Raw genomic sequence first — 18,097 nt, 5'->3', positions numbered from 1 at the left:
CAAGAGAAGAAGGCGCGGCCGCAGGTGCAATGTGTTGAATTAAAGAGCAAGGGCCTACTTTCCCCCCGGCCCAATCACCCGGCCCGGCGTCCACGGTGCCCGTGCGCCGTCCAGCATCTTATCGATGGCGGGCACTTCGTTTTCCATGATGCCCCGCAGGGTGGCCATCACCGGCCCCAGCTGCTCTTCGGCAATCGCTTTTACCATCGACGAAGTCTTCGTTGGGTCGGAGAGCGAAGACATGCCCGTGTAGATGGCCGTGTTAATGCGTCTGGTAAGTGCGGGAGCCTGGTCGATCTCCAGCTTCCGCTTAATCGGGTCGCCATAAAGCTGATGCCGGAGCGACTTAAGCTTATCGGCCAGCGCATCGACCTGTTTGCTCAGGTCAGGCTTGTCCACCAGCCGCAGAGCCGCCTGATAATACTCCAGCCGCTCGCTCAACTCGCTGAAAGTGCCCCGCATGGCGTTGGCGCTTTTCGAAAGTTCACTGAGCTCACGGTGGTAAGCCAGCATGGCGGCCGGATCGGTGGCCGGCAGTGTTCGGTTATTTAGGTCTTTGACCTTGAAGGATACCGGATCGGCTAATTTAGTGATCGTACCATCGACGCTCTTCGCCAGCTCCACGGTATAGTCTCCGGGCAACACCATGATGCCGGAAGACAGATTACTCGTCGGGTCGCCTTTACGGGTATTGACATTGTCGATGTCCGGGTACTTGAGGTCCCAGTAAACACGGTTAATACCTTTGCGCGGGCTGGAGCGGACCTCATCCACTACCTCCCCGTTCGCATCGCGCACGGTGAAAATCAGGAAGGCCGCTTTCTGTTCTTCCTCGGCGGAGAGCTCTTCGTAAGTAGGATAGAAAACGTCTTCGCCATCCTTACGGCGATCGCCTTCCTCTTCTTCCCGGATGTCTTCGAGCGACTTATAGCCTTCTTTCAGGAAATAAGTGAATGCCGCGCCAAATTCAGGGTTGTCTCCCAGATAGTAGGTTTCCCCCTGAAACCCCTTGGGGCCTAACCAGGAGATTGTCTTACTGGCCGCAATCGGGCTGTAAGGCAGGTACTGAAACGCATCACGGACGCTGAACAGGTGGGCCTCTTCTTCCAGCACTTCCGGGCTCAGTTCCCGCAGGGCGGAGTAGTCATCCATAATGTAAAAGCCACGACCAAAGGTGGCCAGCACCAGATCGTTTTCCCGTTCCTGAATGTTGATATCCCGCACCGCTACGGTTGGCAGGCCACTACTGAGTTTGCGCCAGTATTTACCGCCGTCGACGGTAGCAAAGCAGCTGAATTCCGTGCCAACGAACAGTAGATCAGCCACCCTGGGGTCTTCGGCGATTGCGTAGAGACTACCACGTTCGGGCAGGTTGGCGGCGATGGATTTCCATTTCTTGCCCTGGTTAGTACTCTTGAGCAGGTAAGGCTTGAAGTCGCCCCGCTTATGGTTGTTAAAGGCGACGTACACAACGTTTTCGTCGTGGGCCGAAGCGATAATTTCGTTGACGTAGGTCGTATCGGGCACACCGGGGAATTCGGCGTAGCGCGTCCAGTTCTGGCCGCCGTCGGTGGATACGTGAACCAGCCCGTCGTCCGTTCCGGCGTAGAGGAGGTTTTCGTTTAGGGGGGATTCGGCGAGGGCTACAATGTTGCCGTATGGCGTGGTGGATACGTTCTTGGCTACGGCGTCCATGGGCCAGACTTTGCCCATCACCTTGAGCTTGTTCCGGTCGATACCCCGGGTGAGGTCACCGCTGGCCTCTTCCCAGCTTTGCCCCTGGTCGTTGGATCGGTGGACCCGGTCGGAAGCATAGTAGACCCGCTTGGGATCATGGCTGCTCACCAACAGCGGAGAGTCCCAGTTCCAGTTGTAGGAATAGTCCCCCTTCGGTGGCTGGGGAACGATGTTGGTCGTTTCGCCCGTAGCCTTGTCGAAGCGATTCAGGTTACCGTACTGCGACTGGCTGTAAACGATGTTCGGGTTCGTGGGGTCCACGTGGGGCTCGAAGCCATCGCCCAGGGTGGTGACGAACCAGTTCCGATTGGAGATACCGGTCGTTTCGGTGGTCCGGCTTGGCCCGCCGAAGCTGAAGTTGTCCTGCGTACCGCCGTAGACATTGTAGAAAGGATAGTCGTTATCCACGGCAACTTTATAAAACTGTGTCACCGGCAAGTTGGGGAAAAAGCGCCAGGTCTTACCCCGATCCCAGGATTCATAGACCCCACCGTCATTACCGTTCAGCAGGTAGTTCGGGTTACGGGGGTTGATCCAGAGTGCGTGGTTATCAATGTGTTTGTTCTTCTCCCCCACGTTACCGAAGGTCGCGCCACCGTCAGTACTGACGGCCGCGAAGGTGTTCATCACGTAGACGCGGTCCACGTCTGCCGGATCGGCAATTACCTCCTGGTAGTAGTTACCACTGGAGCTGTACTTACTCCTTTTCTCCCAGCTTTCTCCCCGGTCAGTGGAGCGGTAAAAACCGCCCTTACCGGTCTGAGCTTCAACGACGGCGTAGACGACGTCAGGGTCTACCGGTGAAATATCCAGTCCGATGCGGCCGATGTCTCCTCCCGGCATACCTTTCATGACCTTACGGAAGTTGGCACCACCGTCAGTGGATTTATAGACGGCCGACTCCGGTCCGCCACTGATGTAAGTGAATACGTGCCGACGACGCTGGTGAGCCACGGCGTAGATCAAATCCGGATCGCGCGGGTCAAGGTGTACCTCGTGGATGCCCGTATGGATGCTGATGTCGAGGATCTTCTCCCAGTTTTCTCCGCCGTCGGTGGTTTTGTAGAGGCCGCGGTCGCCGCCGGCGCTCCAGACCGGGCCGGTGGCGGCAACGTAGACCACGTCACTGTCCCGTGGGTCAACGGCAATCATACCGATGTGCTCGGAGTTTTTCAGCCCCATGTGCTTCCAGCTCTTTCCGCCGTCAACGGATTTATAGACGCCGTCGCCGTAGGCTACGCTTCGCTGGTTGTTGTTCTCTCCGGTACCGACCCAGACGACGTTGTGGTTGTTCGGGTCCATCTCCACCACGCCAATGGAATAAGAGCCCTGGCGGTCAAAAACAGGCTTGAAATTGAGGCCTTTGTTGGTCGTTTTCCAGACGCCGCCGGCGGCGGTTGCGACGTAGAACTCGCTGGGATTATCCGGATTGACGGCAAAATCAGCAATACGGCCCGAGGTGAAGGCCGGCCCGATGGAGCGGAACGACAAGCTGTTCCAGGCCGCTTCGTAGCGAGCGTCTTTGTCTTCCTTTTTGTCTTTCTCCTGGGCCACAAGGGAGAAGGACAGTACAAACAACAGTAATAATGTGGTGGTACGTAGCACGTGAATGGGTTTATTGATTAGGATGGGTAAGATACGTTGAAAAGGGTTTTTGGGAAGTCCGAATAGGTGTTAGAGCAGGTCAAAAGCAGCTTTGATGAGCGGCGATCTGCTGGTTCTTCAGTCTTATCCTGACCGAGTACTGAACCTGACTCAGCGGGCAGAGACAGAACAGGCTACTTATCCGTGGTATTTTTTATCCACGACATGCAACAATGTTGCAATAATAAAAAATACACGTATATTTGCACCAGCCTTACGCTACTTTCTATGTCAAATAGAATGCCTCAAACCGAATTATAAATTTTAGTTTTTTTAGTACATTGATAAATGAAGGAGGCCACCCTTTTCAGCGGGTGCGCCTCTTTCCTTTGCTCTTTTGGTCCTTCACTTTGCACCTGCGGACCCCGCTGAATCTGCCGAAGCGTACTCGTATGCACTCAACTAAGTACAATCAATGCTTATACTGATTCAAAGCGGGCAAAAGAAAAAGCCATAAAACATGGACAATATCCCCCTCACGGAGGCTAACCCTCATTTGACCTATTCCGATTTCCTGGGAGCCGCTGCCAGCGGCCTTTGCGCCGTTCATTGCGCCATAACCCCATTACTATTTGCCGCTAAGCCGATGCTGCAACATGCTGCCGATGAGCATGGCCACGTCCACGGCAGTCCCTTATGGTCTGCTTTCGACTATATCTTCCTCCTGCTGAGTTTCGTAGCCGTCTATTATTCCGCCCGCCACACCAATCATCGCGGCCTCAAATGGGCACTGTGGACAAGCTGGGGCGTATTTGCCGTGGGTATACTATTCGAGGCCTTCCACCTTCCTTACGGTCATTGGCTGATGTACAGCGGATCGATTGCCCTGGTGATTGGCCATTTGGTGAATTACCGGAATTGCCAGAATGATAATGGCATTAAGTGTCAGTAATTTCCTCTAAATGAATCCATCCCGTAGTTTACCGATTGGAATGTGAACTTGTTTAGGATTCCATAATCTGTCCAGCGTACAACCTGAGCACCTAAACTATTTCGGTTTAGGTGCTTTTTATAAATACGCAAATCGATACCATGGCCAGACGGAAGACAAAATCCCAAACTGCTATTTTAGACCTCTTACAAAAAGAACCTAATGCCTTAAGTCACGACGGTATTACGGCCAAACTGGAAGAGGGAATGGACCGGGTGACCATCTACCGCATCCTCAACCGTTTTGTTGAAGATGGCCTGGCCCATCGCATCGTAGCCGACGACGGACGGCAATATTTTGCCAGCTGTAAAGCCGATTGCAGCCACGACCACACCGCCCACGGCCACCTGCACTTCCGCTGCGTCGTTTGTGATCAGGTGGAGTGCGTTCCCGGAGAAGTGGATTATCGTTTACCCGACGGTTACCGGGTAGACAACAGCAATATTATTCTATCGGGCAGTTGCAAGACCTGCAGTGAAGCATAGGCACCTCTAAAACCAGAGACTAGCATGTTCGCTACGAGCGTCCGGACCAAAAATGTCGGTCCGAACGCTCGGAACGGGTCAAAATTAGCTGTGCTGTACTTCGTGCTCGGGATGACGCCTGTTTTTACTTCTGCAACTGAAACTTAACCGGCAGGTTAAAGCGCACCCGGACTTTCCGCCCGGCCTGCATTCCCGGCTGGAAGAGGCGTCCTTCCTTTGTGATGGCATTGACGGCTTTCAGCGCCGCTTCGGTGCAACCTGCTCCAACTTTGCGGGCGGGCACGACGTCGCTGATGGTACCGTCTTTCTCTACGGTGAACTGGATGACGACGGTGCCTTCCACTCCGTTTTCCCGCGCCATTGAGGGGTATTGAACCCGGGACTGGACGAAGCCCAGTAGCTGACGATCAGAACATGACTTACGGTCGGCCGATGGCAGGTCAAAACAATCTTCTCCGAAGAGTGGCATTTGCTCAGCGAAGGTGACGAATTCGGTGTATTCGTCAGCCGGTGGCGGCGGAGGGGGCGGTGGCGGAGGAGGCGCTGCCGCAGGTGCAACGATCGCTGGAGGAGCAGGGGGAAGGACGGCCTCGCTATCGTCAATGGATTGATCGATGAAGGGCTCAGGCTCTACCTCCACGTCGTCCGGGACAGACTCAATTACGGGCGGCGGCGGAGGAGGCGGTGGCGGGGGCGGTGTCCCCGTTGGCGGGATATCAATATCAATGAGGTCTTCGATGACCTCGACGTCGCCATAGACCATTTGTTCGGGCTCGAACTGCGTCCAGTTAATGGCGATGAAGCTGGCGGCAATGGCCACACAGAGAGACAATCGATGAACGGGGCCGGTGAAGCTGAAGGCCGCATTTTTGAGGCGTTTGCCGGAGGAGTCGAGGGGGCGGTGGCGGAGCACGCCGCGCAGCAGCAGGATCGATCCGCCAACGGCAAGACATAGCCCCGCCAGCCCCAGCAGCACGGCGGTGCCACTGAAAGTATAGAGTAACATACGAAAATGTATTGGTGAAGTAATGAGGACGCTCCGGCCGGGGACGCTCTGCCCGATAGATGCATCCCCCACTCATTTTGGTGGTTTGCAGCAATACGGCCGAGCTTTCACCGCTCTCTGAACCTTCCACTGCACCTGCGGTCCCCGCCCAAAAAACGCTCAATAAAGAAAGAATAGCCTACCCCCTGAAGATTAGCCAAAAACTACACCAGGTATTCCCGTTTTTTAATGCCCAGCTTCCTCATTTTAGAGACTAAAGTGCGGTCATTCATATCCAGCAATACGCCGGCGCCTTCCGGCCCCGTTACCCGGCCTCCGGTAAATTTGAGCGCATCAATAATGTGCTTGCGCTGCATCTCTTCAAAGGTTAGTAATCGCTGGCTGCCTCCGGCTGCCTGCGGCCGGATGGGGTCAATCCGGATATTGAGCGTCTCCGAATCGGTGAGAATCACCGCACGCTCAATCATGTTTTCCAGCTCCCGCACGTTGCCCGGAAAGGGATAATTACGGAGCTTCTCCATGTCTCCTTTGCTGATTTTAGAAATCGTTTTGCCCTGTTTCAGGCTAAACTTTTGCACGAAATGCTCCACTAAAACCGGAATGTCTTCCGTCCGTTCCCGAAGCGGCAGGTTACTAATGGGGAATACGTTCAGGCGGTAGTACAAATCCGCCCGGAACCGCCCGTCAGCAACCATTTCCTCCAGGTCCCGGTTAGTAGCCGCCACGAGCCGGACGTCAACCTTAATGGTTTCTGATCCTCCAACCCGTTCAAACTCTCCTTCCTGCAGGACGCGCAGGAGCTTGGTCTGTAAATCGAGCGGGCACTCCCCTACTTCATCGAGGAACAAGGTCCCGGTATCCGCTACTTCGAAGCGGCCTTTTTTACGGGCCAGCGCCCCCGTAAAGGCTCCCTTTTCGTGGCCGAACAACTCGCTTTCAATCAGGTTTTCCGGCAGCGCGGCACAGTTGACCTTAATCATGGGGTAATCCACCCGGTCACTGAGTTGATGGACGGCACGGGCCAGCAATTCTTTTCCCGTTCCCGTTTCTCCGGTGATGAGGACCGTTGCGTCGGTATCAGCCACCCTGCCTATTTGCCGCAGTACCTTCTGGTATTTCGGGCTTACGGTAATGATCTTATTAATGTTGTACTTCGTATTGACCTCTTCGCGCAAAGAGATATTTTCTTCCTGAAGGCGGTCCTGAAGACCCCGAATTTCGGTATACGCTTCCTCCAGTTGCTCCTGTCGTTCGCTCATCCGCGTTATGTCCCGACCAACCAGCATGTAGTACTGTTCTCCGTCATGCTCCAGGCCCGTACAGTTCAGGTTCAGGTGGCGGGTGCCGGCGGCACCGGCGTCAAAGGCAATATCCAGTACCGAATTCGGAACAATGTCACTTGGGCTAAGCGATGGAAAAATACGGTACAGTTCCTGGCCTATCATCTCCTCCTTCGGGTTGTTCAACAGGTTGAGTAAGGTCTGATTGAGGTAGTTGACCCGGTACTCCGCATCCAACCATAAAATACAGTCGCCGGCAGAATCCAGCGCCATGTGGGACAACTCAATGGTGGTGTCCCGTCGCTTTTTCATGCTCAAGTCCCGAAAAAGAGAACAGCTGAATTCTCTGTCCTCAAAAACCAGATGATTCAAGGTCGCACCGACGGGTAGCAAGGAGCCATCTTTACGGCGCATGACCACCTCTTTTGTAAGGCTGCCACTTCCCCGAAGGGTCTTCCACATCTCGGGCATGTTCTCTGCCGTAATGTGCGTAAAGACGTCTTCGAGGTTGAGCTCCTTTGCTTCTTTGGCGGTATAGCCGGTCACCTCCAGAAAAGTGTTATTGACGAAATGTACGCTGCCGTCCGGATTGGACCAGACCACCATTTCCACTGAGCGGTCGATGGTAAATTCTGAAAGTTTCCGGCGCTGGTCTTTGGCCTTTCGCTTGGAGATATCCCGGCAAAAACTACAGGCATACTCTTTGTCTCCAAACCGCAGATAATTGACAACTGCCGAAATTTCAATCTCCTTCCCTTCCCGGGAAATCAGGGTAAACTCTGATTCCAGAGACTTAATCTCCCGTAGGTTGGTGTACAGCGCCTCAATATCATCGGGTCCAAAGTCTCTAACAAAGTCAAAGACCTGGATGTCCTTCATCTCTTCCTGGCTGTACTTTAGTTTGTTACAAACCGTCTGGTTGACGTAGGACACAGATCCGTCGGGGCCCGTCCAGAAAATCATATCGCGGGCCTGATCAATGCTGAACATGGCTAACTCTCCGGAAATATGCTGCTGCTCACCGGGCTGTTCCTTATACTTATTATCCAGTTCAACGATTCCGTAGACCAGCGTAACGTGCAATGCATTCCTCACGGAGCGACCGCTGATTTTCACCATTGCTGAGCCCTCCTCCCCCTCAATCCGCAACAGGTGATCAAAAGTCTCGTTCTTCTCCAAAGTCTTGGTGGCCACCTCCTGAACTTTCTTCCAGTCCGTAGGATTCAGGTTGCGCTGGAAGCTTTCAATGATCTCCTCATTGACAAACCCTTCGGATAAACCAAGCAACTTCCCAGCAACGGGCGAAACATACCAGTGGCGGTCTACCCTGTTGTAGAACCAAAAGCCCGTTTGAGTAGATTCACTCAGTAATTCAATTTGCCCCTCCCGGAGCCTGTCCGGCAGTTTATCCGTCAGGCGAATCAGCACTTGATTCTCTCCAATCCGGCAAAGCTCCACGTGAACCGGACGGAGAAACTCGTTTTCGGTCAGAATGTCCGTCTCGTAATGCAGAAAGGGTTGAGACCTTAGCTGCTGTAGCCGTTGCCTCCATTGTATAAGCGTAAGCTGTGCGTCCAACCCGGCCCAGAACTGACCACGAAGCTCCTCTGGTTGCATCCGGAACAAGTCAGCACCACTGGAATTAATGTTGAGCAGAGAACTCTTGTCATCCACTAACATAATGGGCACCGACAAGCGCGAAAACATTACATCAAAATCGGCCGAAAGGATAGCAGCTTGGGTCACGGTCGTAAAGCTACGGAAGATGGTGGAAAAAACCACCGGCTAATTCATGTACCGGTCAGGAGGATTTATCTACGATAGAACCAGTAGATCAAAAAATAAATATGACAAATGTAGTACTACTACTTGCGTAGTATTACAATTGTAGTTTATCTTTGCTTCAAATCATTACCACATGGCAGATCACCCCATGCCCTCCGAAGCCCAGTTGGAAATACTGGATCTCCTCTGGCAGCAGCAACCTTCTACCGTTCAGGACATTCATGACCGGCTGGCTTCCCGCCGGCAAGTCAGCTACAACACCGTGCTGACCCAGCTACAGCGGATGGCTAAATCTGGCTTCGTTAATCGAAATACGGACCAACGCACGCATACCTATGTGGCTGCCGTTCGGCGCGAGCAGGTAGAGAAGCGCCTGTTTAACCGCCTGGCGGACACGGCCTTTGGTGGCAGCACCATTAATCTGGCTTTACGTGCTCTCGGTACGGATAAACCCACCCCTGAAGAACTCGACGAGCTGCAGGATTGGATCAATCGCCAAAAAAAGTAGGCCATGGAATTGATGAACTCCCCCACCCTGCTGGCCTTCGCTACGGCTTTTGGACTGGCCCTTGTGCATAGTCTCTGGATTGGAGCCCTGCTCTTTACCACCGTACGGGCATTGCTTCCGTTTTTGTCAGGCCCGACGGCTCGCTACAAACTGGCTTACGGTGCCTTATTACTACTGGGTGGCTCCTTTGTCGCTACCTACGCGCTGGTGTATGACCCCAGGCCCGTCTGTGAGAACCTGCTCGTAACGGGCACCTCCTTACCGATTATCAGTCTGCCGGCAGCTACACCCGAAGTTGGCTGGATTGACTGGTTTTCGGGGCAGCTTCCTGCCTTCGCGCCCTGGTTGTCGGTACTCTACGTACTTGGCTTCTTGCCGGCGTTGATTCGCCTGGTTGCCGGGCAGTACACCGTTCACCAGCTGAGCAGCCGTGGGCTGAGTGACTTGCCCGCAGGCTGGGCGGAGCAGCTGGGCGATGAGCTCTCCCGCCACCCCGCTACCCGCCGGGTTCGCTGTTTTCTGAGCCAACACGCCGGTGAAGTAATGACGCTGGGCTTCTGGTCTCCCGTCATCGTGTTTCCGGTCGCACTCGTTAACGAGCTAACGCCAGATATGGCCCGCACCATCCTGCTGCACGAAATTGCGCACCTGCGGCACTACGATCACTGGCTGAACTACCCTCAGCAGATAATCAAAACCTTCTTTTTTTACCATCCGGCCGTTTACGCACTTTGCCGCATCATCGATCAGGAGCGGGAGCACCGCTGTGACGACTGGGTGGCTGGCCGTTGCGATGACCGCCGGACCTATGCGACCGCTTTAGTAGCCGTTGCCCGTACCTCCCACAACCCTCAAATCCCCCTCGCCATGAGTGCCACCAAAACCCCCTTTTCCAACCGTATCCAGCGCCTTTTCCTGGGTGAAAAGCGTAATAAAGACGGACAAGTAACTTTCTCCGTCCTCCTTTTAGCCCTGCTCACGAGTCTCCATTTCGGTTTTACGGGCGCGGACGCAGGTGCCGTGGATTGCTTAGAAGAGCAAGGAACGGCCGACACCACACCGGCCCCGCCGGTGGAGGCCAGCCTGGATCTCGCTCCTATGCTCATCGATACTCCGCCGCCATTCACCGCCTCGAAAGTCACCATTAAGGACGACGGAGCAGTCATTCTTGATGACCATACAACAATCTCTGCCGATAAAATCAAGATAGGCCCCTCTTCCAATAAGCCCGAACCCCTGATCTTCCTCGATGGCAAGCAGGTGATGCCCGGCGTCATGGAAACCCTTGACCCGGACGACATCAAAAGTGTCAACGTACTGAAGGGCGAAGCCGCCATGGCTAAGCACGGAGATGCTGGTAAAAACGGCGTGGTCTACATCGTAACCAAAGCTAATGCGGACAAGGCCACTAACACCCCCATCAACCCAAGCGGCAGCGACGTTCGGATCGAGTTCCTTAAACCCGGAGAGGTAAACCTGGAAGGGACGGTAGAAGCTAAGGACTTTATGGAAACCGTTGAAACCGCCATTGGCTTTGGCCAACTCAATGGTGTCCCAGCCGAAGAAGCGGCCCCCTCCCCCATCAAAGCAGACGACCCCGACAGCTGGAATGTACCTGCCACCGGTGGCCCGAACTACGCCAGAATGGAGGAAGACCGTAAGGTGAATGGTTATGCCGGAAAGGGGCAGCCGCTGCGCACCTTTGTTGTTTTCATCAACGGAGAGCGCGTCCCTGGCATTGTCCACGGCATGCCCCAGATTGACTCCAAAACCGTACAGGAGATAAAGGTCACTGAGTTCCCGGATGAACTAAAAGTTAATGGTGATGCAGACGTTGATGCGGCTGTCTACGTTATTAGCAAACCGGAAACGCCCAATAAGCCCGCCGCAAAACTGACGGCTCCTGCTTCCCCAAAGACAAGTAGCCTGACTGATCAGAATATCGCCTACTTCGTTAATGGTATTCAGGTATCTCCCGGCCCCGTCAATGACCTAAACCCCAATGATATTGAGTCCATCAATGTCGTGAAAAACGAAGACCAGTTAGCCCAGGCTGGCATTGCCAACTACGAGGGTGCTGTATACATTACCACCAAGGACGGTTTACCCATGGCGGCTCCCAAGCCAGCTCCCGCCACCATTACCCGCCTCGACTTCGAGGATGAACAGCTCAACGCCGTCTACCTCGTCAACGGTAAGCGGATGAGCTACCGCAAGGTGAAGAAAATCGCGATGGAGGACGTCGAAAACATCGACGTGCTTAAAGGCGCTGACAAAGCTGCTGAGATGGGCTACCCTAACCATGACGGTGTGGTGGTGATTACGCTGAAACGGTAGTTTTAAAGCTTGAGTATTCCACTCCGCAGGGAGGCTTGCAGGTCCCGCAATACTGCGGGACCTGCAAGCGTCCGCGCTCTCCGAGCTTGCGATTGCTTTACGGGCTTTGTCCGTAAAAAGAATTCGTCGGACGACCTGGCCCTGAACTGCCTACTACTCTCTAAAATGCGGCCATCCGTAAGATTACCCAAATACAAGCCCCTCTCATGCGTCTACTCTTCACTGCTCTCATTATGAGCTTCCTCTGCACCTGCGTCAGCGCCCAGATTCCCTTTCTGCCGCTCAGCCCCTTTACTACTACGGAGATCACCATTGCCACCACCAAAATTGAGCTGTCTTACGGGCGGCCGAGCATGCGTGGGCGGAAGATATTTGGCGGACTTGAACCCTGGGATGTCGTTTGGCGCGGAGGCGCAAACCGAAATCCCAGACTGGTGATGAGTGAAGACTTTTACCTGGGAGACACCCGCGTAAAAGCGGGTTCCTACACCCTGTTCAGCCGCCCCAATCCGGAAGTATGGACGGTCTATCTCTACGACGAAACCGACCAATACGGCGTTCCGCCCAATTGGGAGGAGGACAAAATTCTCGCCTCCGTCAAAGTAAAGCCAGAAACCCTGTCCCGCCCGCTGGAAACCCTGCGCTATTCCTTTGAAGAAATCTCGAACGACCACTTTACCCTGGCGCTGGAATGGGAAACCAGCCGCGTGCTTATCCCCTTCCGGCTCACGACGAAAGAGCTCATGAGCCAAAAAATTTCCAAGACCCTGAGCGGCCCCAACTCAAATGATTACAGCAATGCCGCACTGTATGCGCTGCGCGACAGCAAGGACTACGAACAGTCCGTTGCCTGGTTCGACAAGGCCATCGAGCTGGACGATAAGCCCAGCTACTGGGAGCATCTATTCCGCGCGCAGGCGCTGGAGAAACTCGGCCGATTCCAGGACGCGGCAAAGGCTGCCAGCTTCGCCCTGGAACTGGCGGAGAAGATTAACAGCGACTACGGAGTAACGGAGAGCAAAGCGCTGCTGGCCCGGATCAAGTAGCCTGGCTTATGATTGGTCAGCTGTCCCAAAGGCCAGCGTCCAGTGGTTGCGCACCGCCAGTGTACGGATGACGAAGACGACGACAATTGCCACCCCCATGGCGGCCCGCTCGCCAATCAGCTGATCCGTCACCAGAAACAGTACCCCGCCCGCCAGACAGGCGGACGCATAAATCTCCTTGCGGAAGATAAGCGGCACTTCGCCCGAGAGCACGTCCCGAATCACGCCACCGAAGGTGGCAGACACCACCCCCAGCAATACGCAGATCACCGGCGACAAACCAAAGCTCAGCGCCTTTTGTAAACCCAGAATGGTGTACAGCGCAATCCCGATGGTATCAAACAGGAACATACTTCGCCGCAGCTTTCTGAAGTGGGGTCGGAACAGGTAGGCAAAAGCCACCGCTGCCACGACGATGTACAGGTACACCGTATTCTGCATCCATCCTACGGGGGTGCTGCCAATCAGAAGGTCCCGAAGGGTACCACCCCCAATGGCCGTAACCAGCCCAAGAATAAAAACCCCAAAGACGTCAAAACTTCGTTTCATCCCCGCCAGTGCGCCGGAGATGGCGAATACGAAGGTGCCTGAGTAGTCGATGGTTAGGATGAAGAGTTCCAAGAGTGATGGTATGGCAGCCGGTAGTGTGGCCAGGGGTCATGCGATTAAAAGAGGGGGCAAAAGTAGATTAGGATTGAGTAGGATTTCGATAGAATTTACAGGACAGCCGGATTAGCCTCTTGATATAGCTCGCAGAGCTTTGGAACGCAGCACCGGTTTTTACCGGACAATAATTCCCATGCGCTTAATCCACCATCCTTACGTCACGCTCCCGAACGCCCCCATAATCTTCCCAAACAGCGTTTTGGCGTGGCCTTCCTCCGCCTCCGCGCTCCAGCCGGCGATGTGAGGGGTAAGGACCGTGTTTTCGCTGTCGCGGAGGTACTGAAAAGGAGCGGGCAGTTGGGTCGGATCGAGATGAACGAAGCTCATTTCCTCGTATTCATGTACGTCCAGGGCTGCGCCAAGCACCTTACCTGACTCCATCCCTGCCACCAGATGTTCCGTGTTAACGGCCAGGCCGCGCGCCGTATTAATCAGATAGAAAGGCTTGGCGAAGGCATCAATCCAGTCGTTGTTGACGTAGTAGTGGTTGCCTTCGAGGAAGATGTGGAGGGAGACGACGTCGGCCTCCCGTTGCAACTCTTCCAAAGAAACGGCCTCGGCGTATTCATCGCCGTAGTTCTTGCGGAATTTGTCGTGGGTGATCACCCGGCAGCCGAAGCCGCTCAGGCGGCGGGCCGTCATTTGGCCCATGTTTCCGTAGCCGATGAGGCCGACGGTGAGGCTACCCAGCTCTGTTCCTACGTTTCCCCGGCGGATCCATCCGCCGTCGCGGATCTGCCGGTCGGCGCGGCCGAGGTGGTTAAGCAGCATGAGCATCATCCCCACCGTGTGCTCGGCAACGGTGTGCTTACTGCCCTCCGGGCTGTTAAAAACGGTGATGCCCTTCTCTTTGGCGAAGTCGAGGTCGATGTGGTCCGTTCCCACTCCCCAGCGGGCGACGAACTTGAAATCCGGCCCAACTGCTTCCAATAACTCTTGGTCAATGTTGAGCCGTGAGCGAATCATCAGTCCATCGTACAGCGGCAGGGATTTGAGCACGTCCGGTCGTGTAAGATGGTCCAGTTCATCTACCTCATGCCCCGCCAGTGTGAGGGCGGATTTCAGGTAGGGATGAGCGGCTTTGTCGAGGAAGGCGATTTTCATTTGACAACTTGATGTATGGGGTGTGAAAGGATGGGGTGCTATATGCTAGGCGGGATAAGGAAAGTCAATCTCAGTCAGAAAGCCATCCGAAGTTTCCTGTCGGAACGTTCCGTTGAGCTGTCGGGTTAGCAGATTGACCAGGCGGCTACCAAAGCCGGTGCCCTTTACGGAAGATTGCATACCGACGCCTTCATCACTGACACGGAGCTTAAAGTTGTTCCCTACCCTGCTCATTACAACATTTATGGCACCTGCGGACCCCGCTAAGCCTGCCGCAGCATCTGCGCCTTCGGGCGGATAAGCGTACTTGATGGAATTGGTAAGTAGCTCATTTACGATCAGACCGAGCGGGATGGCGGTGTCCACGTCCATGTCGATTTCTGGTGCAGCAACCTTTATTTGAATCCGATCTCCGGTCTCGTAAGTGGCCAACAGGTTTTGCGCAAGTTGTTCAAAATAAGTGCGCATCTCAATACTTTTCAGGCTACTGCCCTGATATAGTGTTTGGTGCAGAATGCCCATGCTACTGACGCGGCTCTGGCTGGTGAGCATGGCATCTTTAGCCCCTTCATCTTCGAGGCCATCAGACTGTAACTCGAGCAGACTGGAAATTACCTCCAGATTATTCTTTACCCGGTGGTGAATTTCCTTGAGTAACAATTCATTCTGTTGATTTCGCTCTTCCAGTAATTGGTTTTTGTGACGATTGTTGCGAAGACCAAGAATGAGCCCCAGGGCACCAAGTAGCAAAAGGCCAACGATGACGTAAGTAAGCTGCTGTATCCGCCCCTGCCGGTTAATCGTATCCTTCTGCTCTCCGATCAGTTCATCTTTTTCTGCCGTGGCGTAGCGCACCCGCAATTCCGTGCGGGTAGCCTCCAGTTCCTTGGTTAGTTCTTCCGTTTCAAGGAGATAGGCAGCATCTTTGTAGGTCAGCGCCTGAGCGAGCTGACCGGTCCTGGCGTAGGCATCCGAAAGATTGTTATAGGCCGGCGGCAGAGAGGGATCGCTACCACCACGCCCCGTGGTATGCTCCAGATAATCTTTCAAATACGGGATGGCTTCCCGGTATTTCCCCTGAAGGTAGAGGACCGTCCCGATGCCCTCCTTATAACCATCGGCCATTGCGACTTCCGGGACGTTCTTTTTGGCCAGTTCCCAGGCATATTGGTAATTGGCCATGGCTTCGTCCAGGCGGCCCAGTTTTGCCAGCGCCATCCCCCGGAAGCCGTAGGCGCGCAGGCTTTCACCCACCAGTTCATCTCCCCCACCAATCTGGACCATCTTCATCGAGCGTTCCGCCTGGGCCAGGGCCTTTTCCGGTTCATCAGCCTTGATATAAACACCCGCCAGGTAAAAAAGCGGCACTATCGCCTGCAGCGAATCTTCTCCAGGCAGCGATGAATAAATGGCCAGGGATCGTTCACCGTAATTGATGGCCGATTCATAATCCTTGGCGTTTCGGTATACAAAGCAGAGCTCGGCATAAAGGTTTGCGAGTTCTGTGGGATTTTCCAGCGAGTCCAGTATTCCGGCAGCCTCAAAGAGAAGGGTCTCAGCTTCGCTGTATCGCCGTTGTTCGGAATAAGAAGTAGCGACATGTCCTGCGGAACGGGCTGTTTCCAGTGGATTTCCCGCCTGCCTGAACAGTTCATAAGCCAGATGGTCGTAGTACAGAATGGTATCTGCATTCTCCGATTCAACGTGAGCATAATGCCAGTAAGCAATATCCCGGCTGACATTACCGGCTACTTCCGGTTTATTCTCTGCCCGGGCCCGGCGTAAAACGGTATGCGCGAAAAGAAGCGCTTCATCTCCTTCATCTCCTATGTGCTCATTAACCCACCTAAGCGAGCTGTCCAGTCCTACTACTGCCAACTCGGGAGGCTGTGCAAAAGACCAGCTACACCAAAAAAAAGAACATAAGATTAGAGCGTACTTCATGTATGAATCAATTGTGGGCGCCACGTCAGGTCGTTGAAAGGGACCATCACCTTCTGGCAGCAACGGTATCTGGCACTTTGTGGGAGCAACATAGGCTCAATAAACAAATTAATCACTTGACAAGCTTTTTTTCAGGCCATGATGTGCTGAATGGTAAAGTTGACGCCGGTTAAACGGCTATCCGCCTACTTACCGCCAATTCCTTATCCAAGAAGACTTAGGTCAGGTTTAACATTCCGGGAATCGGCTTCAAAGCGGCAATTAAAAACCGGAGCGCTACTACCAAAAACTGAACTGCCTGCTCCATCCTTCCGGATGGAGCAGGCAGTTCAGCGTAATTCTCTAATTAATTTTAAAAAACAGGGAGCCTTAGTCCCGCCCCCACTTCAGCACCACCGACCCCCAGGTGAATCCGGCGCCAAAGGCGGCGAGGACAACAGTGTCTCCTTTTTTCACCTTTCCTTCATCGCGCGCCTCAGAGAGTGCGATCGGGATGGAAGCAGCCGTGGTGTTACCGTAGCGCATGATGTTGTTGTACACCTGATCCGGGCCCAAACGCATGGTTTTAGCCACGAACTGGTTAATGCGCAGGTTGGCCTGGTGAGGAATAAGCATATCGAGGTCTTCGACGCCCAAACCTGCTTTAGCCAATGATTCCATAATGACTTCGGGGAACTTCCGCACCGCCATTTTAAATACCGCCTGACCTTCCATGTGAGGAAAAATACGGTGATTATCGATCATATCCTGATTGAAGAAATAATGACCGTAACCCAAGTCATTGGTCTTCACCGAGTAGTCAACGTCAAAGCCTTCAATAGCATATTTTTCCAGGAAGTAGCCACCGTGAGAACCTGGGTACATGTAACTCAGCTTTTCGGCGTAGGTTCCGTCGGAGTGCATGCTGGTGGCCAGGATGGCCTTGTCTTTGTCCTCGGTTGCTTCCAGGATGACGGCACCGGCCCCGTCACCGAAGATGACGGATACGTTGCGGCCACGGGTGGAGAAGTCCAGCCCCACGGAGTGTACTTCGGCACCAACGACGAGGATTTTTTTGTACATGCCCGACTTAATGTACTGGTCAGCCGTCGTCAGGCCATACACGAAGCCAGAACACTGGGCGCGAATGTCGAGGGCAGCAATTTCTGTTTTTGCAATACCCAGTTCACGCTGCAGCAGTACACCAGCTCCGGGGAAGTAGTAATCGGGGCTAAGGGTAGCAAAGACGATAAAGTCAATATCATTAGCCTCAATGCCGGCATCGGCAATGGCTTTTCGGCTGGCTTCGAGCGCCAGCGTAGTGGTGGTCTCCTCTCCTGCGGTAATGTAGCGGCGTTCTTCGATGCCAGTCCTCTCGCGAATCCACTCATCGCTGGTCTCCATCACGGTGGTGAGGTCCTGGTTAGTCACTACATTTTTCGGCACGTAATGGCCGATTCCGGTAATCGTACTGTAAGGCATATTCTTGCGTTGATCTGCTTTTCGGCGGGCTAAGGTATGCTTTTATGGATGTCCGTCCATGATTCCGGCGAATAAACGGCGAATTTTCGCTTTAGAAAGGGTTTGTCGGGCGCGGACGCTGGTGCAAGGGGAGCTTGTAAAAGCAGTGTTACCAGGCTTACCT

The 18,097-nt window shown here is 54.0% G+C and carries 12 protein-coding genes; 5 read left to right on the top strand and 7 right to left on the bottom strand.

The features are described from left to right. Nucleotides 1–54 precede the first annotated feature (54 nt). Entirely contained in the window at nucleotides 55–3,342 is a 3,288-nt protein-coding gene (locus BM123_RS05070; protein ID WP_175489255.1) for a WD40/YVTN/BNR-like repeat-containing protein, read from the bottom strand. A gap of 499 nt (nucleotides 3,343–3,841) precedes the next feature. Between BM123_RS05070 and BM123_RS05065 the strand changes: the two genes are divergently transcribed. Next, complete coding sequence (locus BM123_RS05065) at nucleotides 3,842–4,273, top strand: MerC domain-containing protein (RefSeq protein WP_090165955.1); 432 nt, start codon at nucleotides 3,842–3,844, stop codon at nucleotides 4,271–4,273. 140 nt (nucleotides 4,274–4,413) lie between these two features. Beyond that, the gene (locus BM123_RS05060) at nucleotides 4,414–4,797 is read left to right on the top strand and encodes a Fur family transcriptional regulator (protein WP_090166196.1); all 384 of its coding nucleotides are present in this window, start codon (nucleotides 4,414–4,416) and stop codon (nucleotides 4,795–4,797) included. Between the two features lie 124 nt (nucleotides 4,798–4,921). Here BM123_RS05060 and BM123_RS05055 read toward each other — a convergent pair whose 3' ends face one another. Together BM123_RS05055 and BM123_RS24795 are read right to left on the bottom strand one after the other, a co-directional pair. Then, the gene (locus tag BM123_RS05055) at nucleotides 4,922–5,803 is read right to left on the bottom strand and encodes an energy transducer TonB (protein ID WP_090165953.1); all 882 of its coding nucleotides are present in this window, start codon (nucleotides 5,801–5,803) and stop codon (nucleotides 4,922–4,924) included. Between the two features lie 203 nt (nucleotides 5,804–6,006). After that, nucleotides 6,007–8,829, bottom strand: a complete 2,823-nt coding sequence (locus BM123_RS24795; protein ID WP_139211766.1) for a sigma 54-interacting transcriptional regulator — start codon at nucleotides 8,827–8,829, stop codon at nucleotides 6,007–6,009. 172 nt (nucleotides 8,830–9,001) lie between these two features. Between BM123_RS24795 and BM123_RS05045 the strand changes: the two genes are divergently transcribed. From BM123_RS05045 to BM123_RS05035, 3 genes are all read left to right on the top strand, one after another. Then, nucleotides 9,002–9,376, top strand: a complete 375-nt coding sequence (locus BM123_RS05045; protein WP_090165949.1) for a BlaI/MecI/CopY family transcriptional regulator — start codon at nucleotides 9,002–9,004, stop codon at nucleotides 9,374–9,376. Between the two features lie 3 nt (nucleotides 9,377–9,379). Beyond that, entirely contained in the window at nucleotides 9,380–11,713 is a 2,334-nt protein-coding gene (locus tag BM123_RS05040) for a M56 family metallopeptidase (RefSeq protein ID WP_090165947.1), read from the top strand. 206 nt (nucleotides 11,714–11,919) lie between these two features. Beyond that, nucleotides 11,920–12,759, top strand: a complete 840-nt coding sequence (locus BM123_RS05035; protein ID WP_090165945.1) for a DUF2911 domain-containing protein — start codon at nucleotides 11,920–11,922, stop codon at nucleotides 12,757–12,759. Nucleotides 12,760–12,765: 6 nt separating this feature from the next. Here the strand turns inward: BM123_RS05035 and BM123_RS05030 are convergent, their stop codons facing one another. The 4 genes from BM123_RS05030 to BM123_RS05015 all read right to left on the bottom strand — a co-directional run bounded on the left by BM123_RS05030 (nucleotide 12,766) and on the right by BM123_RS05015 (nucleotide 17,934). Further along, nucleotides 12,766–13,380: a trimeric intracellular cation channel family protein gene (locus tag BM123_RS05030; protein WP_090165943.1), complete on the bottom strand. Its 615-nt coding sequence runs from the start codon at nucleotides 13,378–13,380 to the stop codon at nucleotides 12,766–12,768. A 198-nt stretch (nucleotides 13,381–13,578) separates the two neighbouring features. Beyond that, nucleotides 13,579–14,529: an NAD(P)-dependent oxidoreductase gene (locus BM123_RS05025; protein ID WP_090165941.1), complete on the bottom strand. Its 951-nt coding sequence runs from the start codon at nucleotides 14,527–14,529 to the stop codon at nucleotides 13,579–13,581. Between the two features lie 45 nt (nucleotides 14,530–14,574). After that, a complete protein-coding gene (locus tag BM123_RS05020) occupies nucleotides 14,575–16,473 on the bottom strand; it encodes a histidine kinase dimerization/phosphoacceptor domain -containing protein (RefSeq protein ID WP_090165939.1) in 1,899 nt (632 codons plus the stop codon). A gap of 369 nt (nucleotides 16,474–16,842) precedes the next feature. Then, a complete protein-coding gene (locus BM123_RS05015) occupies nucleotides 16,843–17,934 on the bottom strand; it encodes a beta-ketoacyl-ACP synthase III (protein WP_090165937.1) in 1,092 nt (363 codons plus the stop codon). Between the last annotated feature and the right edge of the window lie 163 nt (nucleotides 17,935–18,097).

The sequence above is a fragment of the Neolewinella agarilytica genome (genome assembly GCF_900110645.1).
GTDB classification, from domain to species: Bacteria; Bacteroidota; Bacteroidia; order Chitinophagales; family Saprospiraceae; genus Neolewinella; species Neolewinella agarilytica.
This window is presented reverse-complemented; position numbering and strand designations above follow the sequence as displayed.

Coding starts and splice junctions, on each gene's coding strand:
- BM123_RS05065 (WP_090165955.1), top strand. CDS start 3,842: ATGGACAATATCCCCCTCACGGAGGCTAACCCTCATTTGACCTATTCC.
- BM123_RS05060 (WP_090166196.1), top strand. CDS start 4,414: ATGGCCAGACGGAAGACAAAATCCCAAACTGCTATTTTAGACCTCTTA.
- BM123_RS05055 (WP_090165953.1), bottom strand. CDS start 5,803: ATGTTACTCTATACTTTCAGTGGCACCGCCGTGCTGCTGGGGCTGGCG.
- BM123_RS05045 (WP_090165949.1), top strand. CDS start 9,002: ATGGCAGATCACCCCATGCCCTCCGAAGCCCAGTTGGAAATACTGGAT.
- BM123_RS05040 (WP_090165947.1), top strand. CDS start 9,380: ATGGAATTGATGAACTCCCCCACCCTGCTGGCCTTCGCTACGGCTTTT.
- BM123_RS05035 (WP_090165945.1), top strand. CDS start 11,920: ATGCGTCTACTCTTCACTGCTCTCATTATGAGCTTCCTCTGCACCTGC.
- BM123_RS05025 (WP_090165941.1), bottom strand. CDS start 14,529: ATGAAAATCGCCTTCCTCGACAAAGCCGCTCATCCCTACCTGAAATCC.
- BM123_RS05020 (WP_090165939.1), bottom strand. CDS start 16,473: ATGAAGTACGCTCTAATCTTATGTTCTTTTTTTTGGTGTAGCTGGTCT.
- BM123_RS05015 (WP_090165937.1), bottom strand. CDS start 17,934: ATGCCTTACAGTACGATTACCGGAATCGGCCATTACGTGCCGAAAAAT.